Origin of the sequence: Phenylobacterium sp., assembly GCF_030645195.1 — a bacterium.
Lineage (GTDB): Bacteria > Pseudomonadota > Alphaproteobacteria > Caulobacterales > Caulobacteraceae > Phenylobacterium.
In genome coordinates this window covers 22942-29146 of sequence record NZ_JAUSLW010000044.1, presented here as the reverse complement: position 1 = coordinate 29146, position 6205 = coordinate 22942, and the positions used below count along the sequence as shown (strand labels likewise).

General features: G+C 69.9%; 6 protein-coding genes. 3 read left to right on the top strand and 3 right to left on the bottom strand.

What is annotated here, in order from left to right; translation table 11 throughout:
- Together Q7T09_RS04005 and Q7T09_RS04000 are read right to left on the bottom strand one after the other, a co-directional pair.
- On the bottom strand, nt 1-676 hold a 676-nt coding region (locus Q7T09_RS04005; RefSeq protein WP_304697835.1), incomplete at its 3' end, for an Hsp70 family protein.
- A gap of 182 nt (nt 677-858) precedes the next feature.
- Nucleotides 859-1341 carry a hypothetical protein gene (locus Q7T09_RS04000; RefSeq protein ID WP_304697834.1) on the bottom strand — a complete coding sequence of 161 codons (483 nt, stop codon included), beginning with the start codon at nt 1339-1341 and terminating at the stop codon, nt 859-861.
- Between the two features lie 37 nt (nt 1342-1378).
- Here Q7T09_RS04000 and Q7T09_RS03995 point away from each other — a divergent pair, with 37 nt between their 5' ends.
- Complete coding sequence (locus Q7T09_RS03995; protein WP_304697833.1) at nt 1379-1993, top strand: alpha-ketoglutarate-dependent dioxygenase AlkB; 615 nt, start codon at nt 1379-1381, stop codon at nt 1991-1993.
- A gap of 2 nt (nt 1994-1995) precedes the next feature.
- Here the strand turns inward: Q7T09_RS03995 and Q7T09_RS03990 are convergent, their stop codons facing one another.
- On the bottom strand, nt 1996-2427 hold the full coding sequence (locus tag Q7T09_RS03990) for a hypothetical protein (RefSeq protein ID WP_304697831.1): 432 nt from the start codon (nt 2425-2427) through the stop codon (nt 1996-1998).
- A gap of 149 nt (nt 2428-2576) precedes the next feature.
- On the opposite strand from Q7T09_RS03990, the gene Q7T09_RS03985 reads away from it, so the two are divergent.
- Together Q7T09_RS03985 and fabV are read left to right on the top strand one after the other, a co-directional pair.
- Nucleotides 2577-4967 (top strand): DNA translocase FtsK 4TM domain-containing protein, encoded by a 2391-nt coding sequence (locus tag Q7T09_RS03985; RefSeq protein ID WP_304697829.1) that lies wholly within the window; start codon nt 2577-2579, stop codon nt 4965-4967.
- Nucleotides 4968-5026: 59 nt separating this feature from the next.
- Nucleotides 5027-6205 (top strand): enoyl-ACP reductase FabV, encoded by a 1179-nt coding sequence (fabV, locus tag Q7T09_RS03980; RefSeq protein ID WP_304697827.1) that lies wholly within the window; start codon nt 5027-5029, stop codon nt 6203-6205.

The following is a 6205-nucleotide window of genomic DNA, read 5'->3' as shown; positions in this document are numbered from 1 at the left end:
CCTCGCCGCCGAGGAAGGTGTCGCCGTTGGTGGCCTTCACCTCGAACACGCCGTCGCCGATCTCGAGGATCGAGACGTCGAAGGTGCCGCCGCCCAGGTCGTAGACCGCGATCTTCTTGCCGTCGTTCTTCTCCAGCCCGTAAGCCAGGGCCGCGGCGGTCGGCTCGTTGATGATGCGCAGCACTTCCAGGCCGGCGATGCGGCCGGCGTCCTTGGTGGCCTGGCGCTGGGCGTCGTTGAAATAGGCCGGGACGGTGATGACCGCCTTCTCGACCTTCTCGCCCAGGTGACGCTCGGCGTCCTCCTTGATCTTGCCCAGGATGAAGGCGGAGATCTGCTGGGGCGAATAGTCCTTGTCCTGGGCCCGGATCCAGGCGTCCCCGTTGGGACCCTTCACGATCTCGTAGGGCACCATCTTCTTGTCTTTTTCCACCAGCGGATCGTCGTTGTGACGACCGATCAGCCGCTTGACCGCAAAGACGGTGTTGGTGGGGTTGGTCACCGCCTGGCGTTTGGCGGGCTGGCCGACAAGGCGCTCCCCGTCTTCCAGGAAGGCCACCACGGAAGGCGTGGTCCGCGCGCCTTCGGCGTTCTCGATCACTTTCGGCTGCTTGCCGTCCATGATCGCAACACACGAATTCGTCGTGCCGAGGTCGATGCCGATAATCTTGCTCATGTTCGAGTCTCTTGCTCGCTCCACTAGTGGCGGACGGTGCGTGAGGGGCCTCGTTTCCAAGCGCCCGACTTTTTCTGTCACCGTCCCCGGTTCGATCAGGGTCTCGGGCGGTTAACCTGTGCGGAAACCGCCGTCGAGTCGCGATATGGGATGGCGGGGCGTCCCCGCAAGGGCGAATGCCCTTAAAGTGCGCGGGGTCTTGTGGCGGAGCCCTCCCGCCAAGTCGCTAATATCCTTGCATAAGCTTCACCTTCATGAGGTGCGGAACCGCCGCGCGCGGCCAAAAACGCGTGTTGGAAGACCATCGCCTGCTGCTCGATATTCAACCTTGAGAAATCGCAGGTTTTCGAAAGATCGTAGGCATAGGCGCCCGGACCGTCCCCGGCCCGCAGCTTGGCCATGAGCAGATTGACCCCGGCCTGGGCCTGCCAGAGGTGGGTCAGTTCGTGGACGAAGACCGCCTGCAGCGGCAGGGGAGCCCGGGTGAAGTCGGCGAGCGCCTGGACCGCCGGCCAGACGATCAGGCGTCCGAAGGGCACGAAGGCGCGGGGCCAGAGGGGGATGGCGAAGATCCGCACGGGGTCGGGGTCCAGCTCCGGCCCGAACACCTCCCAGGCCAGGGCCGCCTCCCCGGAGGTCAGGGTCCGGAAGGCGCCAGGCCTCATGGGTGCGGTTGCGTCCATCTGGCCTATATGGCGCCTCATGACCGTTTCGACGACGCAGGGCTTCGTGCTCCATCCCGGCGCCCTTTCGCCGGAGTCGCAACGCGCCCTGTTGGGCGAGGTTCTCGATCTCGCCCGGGCCGCGCCCTTCTACCGGCCGATCACGCCTGGCGGTAAGGCGATGAGCGTGGAGACCACCAATCTCGGCCCCCTGGGCTGGGTCACCGACGCCCGTGGCTATCGCTATCAGGACACCCATCCGCAGACCGGCCGTCCCTGGCCCGCCATCCCCCAGGTTCTGCTCGATCTCTGGGCCCAGCTCGCCGACCCGCTCACACCCCCCGACGCCTGCCTGGTCAATCTCTATCGCGGCGAGGCCCGCATGGGCCTGCACCAGGACAAGGACGAGGCCGACTTCGGATTTCCGGTGCTCTCGGTCTCCCTGGGCGACACCGCGATCTTCCGGCTGGGCGGCCTCAAGCGGAACGATCCCACCCGCTCGCTGCGGCTGGCCTCGGGGGATGTCTGCCTGCTGGGGGGCGAGGCGCGCCTGTTCCATCACGGGGTCGACCGCATCCTGGCAGGCTCCTCGCGCCTGATCCCCGGCGGCGGCCGGATCAACCTGACACTCCGGCGGGCCGGCCTCGCGGCTTAAGCTTAGTGCGGCGGGTCGCTTGGGGGCGGGGTGATGCCGTCCAGCAGGTCGCCGACCCGATCCTCGGCGGCCGGCGGGGGCGTCGCGGGCTTGGGCGCGGCGGGCTTGGCCGGGGTGGCGCTGGCGATGGTCTGGGGCGGAGCCTGGTCGGCGGCGAGGTCCAGGGGGTCGGCCTCGGGCTTCTTGTCCTCGGGCTTCTTCTCCTCGACCTTGGCGACCACCACCGGCGGCGGCGGCGGGGCCAGGACCTCGTCCCCCAGGGGCTTGGCCTCGGTGGCCTGGAGCTGGACCCCGGCGGCGGCGCCCGGGGGGCCCTCGCCCGGCAGCCGCGCCTTCTCCGGCGCGCCCCGGACCCCCAGGACAAAGCCGCTCACCGCGCACAGGGCGATGAGAACGGCGACAACCCTCAGGACGCTGCGCGGCATGCTCCACATGGCGCCAAGTCCTAATGCGGATCGCGGCGAAGTGGAATCGTATCGTGAAGGAAGCGGCGTGAATCGCCGCGATCGGCCGCCGCGAGGTAAACGCCTCTTAACCACCTGGGCTCCATAGACTGGGACTTCCAGAATGGGAGGCGTGACGAATGGCGCGGGCGGCGCGAAAGACGGGTTTGGAGCTGGGGCTGCATATCGCCAGCCTGGCCTGGACCCATCCGACCACCGCGCGGCTTCGGGGCGGACTGATCGCGGCCTGCGGCGCGGCCTTCGCCGTGGCGCTCGCCACCTATAGCGCCGGCGATCCCAGCCTCAACGCCGCCTCCCCCTTCCGCGCCTCCAACGCCCTGGGCGGTCCGGGCGCCACCGCCGCCGACATCGGGGTCCAGTCCCTGGGCCTGGCCGCCGGCGTCGCGGCCCTGCTGATGGTGCTGTTCGGACTCTATCGCGCCGTCTCCCCCCATCCCGACGAGACCCGCGCCCAGGTCCGCCTGCGCGCCCTGATCGGAACCCTGGGCCTGCTGGCCCTGGCCGGCCTGCTGGCCGCCCCGCCGGCGCCCGCCGCCTGGCCGCTCGCCAAGGGCCTGGGCGGGTTCTGGGGCGACGGCCTGCTGCACGGCGTGGCCGGGGTCCTGGCCTTCGCCCGCCTGCCCGCCGCCACCCTGATCGCCGCCCTGCTGCTGGCGATCGGCGCCTTCGCGGGCCTCGGCTATGCGCTCGGCCTGCGCCGCATCGACCTGGGCGGCGCCGCCCACTGGCTGGCTGGCGCCCTGCAGCCCAAGGCCGCCCCCGAGCCTAAGCCCGTCCGCCCCTCGGTCGCCCGCCGGGCCAGCGCGCGCGCCGCCGCCACCGGCGAGGACCGCATCCCCGCCTCGGCCCTGCCGCCCATCGCCAAGCCGGAGGCCGCCGCCCCGCCGCAGCCTGCGGCGCCCGAGCCCGAACCCTTCGCCCCGCCGGTGGCGGTGAAGATCCCCAAGGCCGCGCCGAAGGAATCCGGCCGCGAATTGCGGGAGGCCCAGGGCGCCTTCGACTTCGTCAAGACCGGCGGCTTTGCTTTGCCCGAGCTCTCCATGCTGGCCAAGCCCAAGCCGCGGGCCAGCCAGTTCGACGAGGGCGCCCTGCGCCAGAACGCCCAGCTGCTGGAAAGCGTGCTGGCCGAGTTCGGGGTCAAGGGCGCCATCGACCAGATCCGCCCCGGTCCCGTGGTCACCCTCTATGAGCTGGTCCCCGCCGCCGGGGTGAAATCGGCCCGGGTCGTGGCCCTGTCGGACGATATCGCGCGGTCCATGTCCGTCGCCGCCTGCCGCGTCAGCGTGGTCCCCGGGCGCAACGCCATCGGCATCGAACTGCCCAATGCTCGGCGCGAGACCGTCTATCTGCGCGACCTGCTGGGCAGCAGCGAATACGAGAAATCCAACTCGGCCCTGCCCATGGCGCTGGGGGAGACCATCGGCGGCGAGCCCTATATCGCCGACCTGTCGAAGATGCCCCACCTGCTGATCGCCGGCACCACCGGCTCGGGCAAGTCGGTCGGCGTCAACGCCATGATCCTGTCGATCCTCTACCGCCTGCCCCCCGAGCAGTGCCGGTTCATCATGATCGACCCCAAGATGCTGGAACTGTCGGTCTATGACGGCATCCCGCACCTGCTGGCGCCCGTGGTCACCGATCCCAAGAAGGCCATCGTCGCGCTCAAGTGGACCGTCCGCGAGATGGAGGACCGCTATCGGCGGATGTCGAAGATCGGGGTGCGCAACGTCGCCTCCTACAACGACCGGGCCCGGGAGGCCGCCGCCAAGGGCGAGCACTTCGAGCGGACGGTGCAGACCGGCTTCGACGACGCCGGCCGCCCGATCTACGAGAGCGAGAAGATCAATCCCGAGGCCATGCCCTATCTGGTGGTGATCATCGACGAGGTCGCCGACCTGATGATGGTGGCGGGCAAGGACGTCGAGGGCGCGGTCCAGCGCCTGGCCCAGATGGCGCGCGCCGCCGGCATCCACCTGGTGATGGCGACGCAACGCCCGTCGGTGGACGTCATCACCGGCACCATCAAGGCCAACTTCCCGACCCGTATCTCCTTCCAGGTCACCTCCAAGATCGACAGCCGCACCATCCTGGGCGAGCAGGGCGCCGAGCAGCTGCTGGGCCAGGGCGACATGCTCTACATGGCCGGCGGCGGCCGCGTCACCCGCCTGCACGGGCCGTTCGTCTCCGACGGCGAGGTGGAGGCCGTGGCCAAGTTCCTGCGCGAGCAGGGCCAGCCCCAGTACCTGGAGGAGGTCACCGCCGGCGGCGAGGACGAGGACGGCGAGGGCGAGGGCGGCTTCGACGACGGCGGCTCCGGCGACGATCTCTACGACCGCGCCGTGGCGGTAGTGACCCGCGACAAGAAGGCCTCGACCTCCTACGTCCAGCGCCGCCTGCAGATCGGCTACAACCGCGCCGCCTCGCTCATCGAGCGGATGGAGAACGAGGGCGTCGTCAGCCCCGCCAACCACGCCGGCAAGCGCGAGGTGCTGGCCGGCCCGCCGCCCTAACTCCAGCTTTCCCTCACCGCGCGCCCGTGTATCTTCCGCCTCCACGAAAAGAGGCGCCCATGATCATCGAGCCCCGTATCCGCGGTTTCATCTGCACCACCGCCCATCCCGGCGGCTGCGCCATGAACGTCCACCAGCAGATCGGCTATGTCGCCGGCAAGGGCGAGATCCCGGGCATGGCCAAGCGGGTCCTGGTGCTGGGCTGTTCGGCCGGCTACGGCCTGGCCTCGCGGATCGTGGCGACCTTCGGCGGCGGGGCCGACACCGTCGGCGTCTCCTTCGAGAAGGCGCCCAGCGAGACCAAGACCGCCAGCGCCGGCTGGTACAACAACCGCGCCTTCGAGGCCGAAGCCGCCAAGGTCGGCCGCAAGGCGGTCACCCTGGACGGCGACGCCTTCTCCGACGAGATGAAGGCCGCCACCATCAAGGCCATCGCCGACAACCTCGGCCAGGTGGACCTGGTGGTCTATTCCATGGCCGCCCCGGTGCGCACTCATCCCAGGACCGGCGAGACCTTCCGCTCGGCCATCAAACCCCTGGGCGCCCCCGTCACCGTCAAGACCCTGAACACCGACAAGGGCGAGGTCTTCGAGACCGAACTGCAGCCCGCCACCCCCGAGGAAACCGCCGGCACCGTCGCGGTCATGGGCGGCGAGGACTGGGAGATGTGGATCGCCGCGCTCTCCGAGGCCGGGGTCCTGGCGCCGGGCTTCAAGACCCTCAGCTACACCTATATCGGCTCGGAGCTGACCTGGCCGATCTACTGGAAGGCCACTCTGGGCAAGGCCAAGGAAGACCTCGACCGCGCCGCCGCCGCCATCCGCGCCAGGCTGGGGGCGCACGCCGCCCGGGTGGTGTCGCTGAAGGCCGTGGTCACCCAGGCCTCCTCGGCCATCCCCGTGGTGCCGCTCTACGGCGTGGTGCTGTTCAAGGTGATGAAGGAGATGGGCCTGCACGAGGGCTGCATCGAGCAGATCGACCGCCTGTTCCGCACCGTCCTGCAGGGGCCCGAGGCCCTGGACGAGGCCGGCCGCGTGCGCCTGGACGACTGGGAGCTGTCGGCGCCCGTCCAGGACGAGGTCAAGCGCCGCTGGGCGAGGATCTCCACCGAAACCCTGCCCGAGCTGGCCGACCTGGCCGGCTTCCGCGCCGATTTCCTGAAGATCTTCGGCTTCGGCCTGGCGGGCGTCGACTACGGGGCGGAGCAGAATCCGCAAGTGGTTCCCGCCATCGCCTGA

Excerpts from the sequence above, each read along its gene's own strand:
- fabV (WP_304697827.1), top strand. The coding sequence starts at position 5,027 with ATGATCATCGAGCCCCGTATCCGCGGTTTCATCTGCACCACCGCCCAT.
- Q7T09_RS04000 (WP_304697834.1), bottom strand. The coding sequence starts at position 1,341 with ATGAGGCCTGGCGCCTTCCGGACCCTGACCTCCGGGGAGGCGGCCCTG.
- Q7T09_RS03990 (WP_304697831.1), bottom strand. The coding sequence starts at position 2,427 with ATGTGGAGCATGCCGCGCAGCGTCCTGAGGGTTGTCGCCGTTCTCATC.
- Q7T09_RS03995 (WP_304697833.1), top strand. The coding sequence starts at position 1,379 with ATGACCGTTTCGACGACGCAGGGCTTCGTGCTCCATCCCGGCGCCCTT.
- Q7T09_RS03985 (WP_304697829.1), top strand. The coding sequence starts at position 2,577 with ATGGCGCGGGCGGCGCGAAAGACGGGTTTGGAGCTGGGGCTGCATATC.